At 47.6% G+C, this 1124-nt stretch carries 2 protein-coding genes; both read right to left on the bottom strand.

Going from position 1 to position 1124, the window contains the following annotated elements; all coding sequences use genetic code 11:
* Positions 1-168: 168 nt before the first annotated feature.
* Entirely contained in the window at positions 169-789 is a 621-nt protein-coding gene (locus R8269_RS25590; RefSeq protein ID WP_005484262.1) for an energy transducer TonB, read from the bottom strand.
* Positions 789-1124: biopolymer transporter ExbD (locus R8269_RS25585; protein ID WP_318222959.1), on the bottom strand; the 336-nt coding region annotated here is incomplete at its 5' end. The genes R8269_RS25590 and R8269_RS25585, both read right to left, overlap by 1 nt.

The raw sequence follows: 1124 nt of genomic DNA, 5'->3' as shown, positions 1-1124 counted from the left end.
CACGCGATAGGTCTAACGATTCGAGAGTTGAGATCGCTTCTTTAAGCTTCTCTTCTTGAGCTAAGCTGTGCGCACGCTGCACTCTAGATGCGGTGTACTGGCTAAGCTCTTGAGCTATCGCACTGGCTGCGGTCAAACTAAGCAGCGTTGTGATTAAGAATTTCTTCATCATTTGCCTAATTTGAACTCCACTTTTGCGGTTTGTCCGAACTGCTCAATCGACACACCATTTTCAACTTTGGGTTGGTATTTCCACTTCTTCAACGCGCTAATGGCTTCTTTTTCAAACATACGCTTTGGCTCTGCATCGATCACTTCAATGTCTTTTGGACGACCTGTCGTGTCAATCGTAAAGCGCATGATCACATAGCCTTCAACCTTGCGTTTTAATGCTTTACTTGGGTAACGAGGTTCAACTTTATACAGCGGTAACGCTTGTTGATTGCCCATGGTTCCCTTTAGGTTTGGCGCATTAATCGCAATACCATCTAACGCCGTGTTTAACCCAAGCGCGCTGATCGGTGTTACTTGGCTCATCGGCTCAACTTGCGTGTTGGCTTGAGACAGCTCCATCGGCTCTGGTGCTTGAGGTGGCTCTGGCTGCTCTGGTACTGAACGTTGACGACGCTGCACATCGGCATCGTTTTCAACCATGACCATATCAAAACGCACTGCCTCAGACGGTTTTGGTGCGCGTTGATTGCCATTATCGACCATCCACGCCATAAAGCTAAACAAACTCACGGCGATCAATAATGACGCTGGTAACGCAATTAACAGCCTACCCATTAAGGTTTCTCCGCTGCCAGTGCAATGTTCTTCACGCCAGCACCTTTAGCGGCATCCATCACTTTCACAACGGTGCCGTTGTACGCGTGTTCATCAGCCTGAATCACTAACGATGCATCTGGCTGGTCTAGCAATAGGTGCTCAATAGATGCTTCTACGCGTTCCAGATCGACCAAGCGTTTGTCGATGTATACATCGTTTGCTGCCGTAATGGCGATGAAAATACCTGCGTCTTTTTGACTGACCACGTTCGATGCTTGAGGGCGGTTCACTTCCACACCAGACTCTCGCACGAAAGAGCTGGTAACAATAAAGAAAATCAACATGATAAATAC

The sequence above is a fragment of the Vibrio sp. Vb0667 genome, from assembly GCF_033391095.1.
The sequence above is the reverse complement of the archived record's forward strand: the minus strand, read 5'-3'. Positions and strand labels throughout refer to the sequence as shown.

Bases quoted from the DNA above. Each gene is read 5' to 3' on its own strand.
- R8269_RS25590 (WP_005484262.1), bottom strand. From the start codon at position 789: ATGGGTAGGCTGTTAATTGCGTTACCAGCGTCATTATTGATCGCCGTG.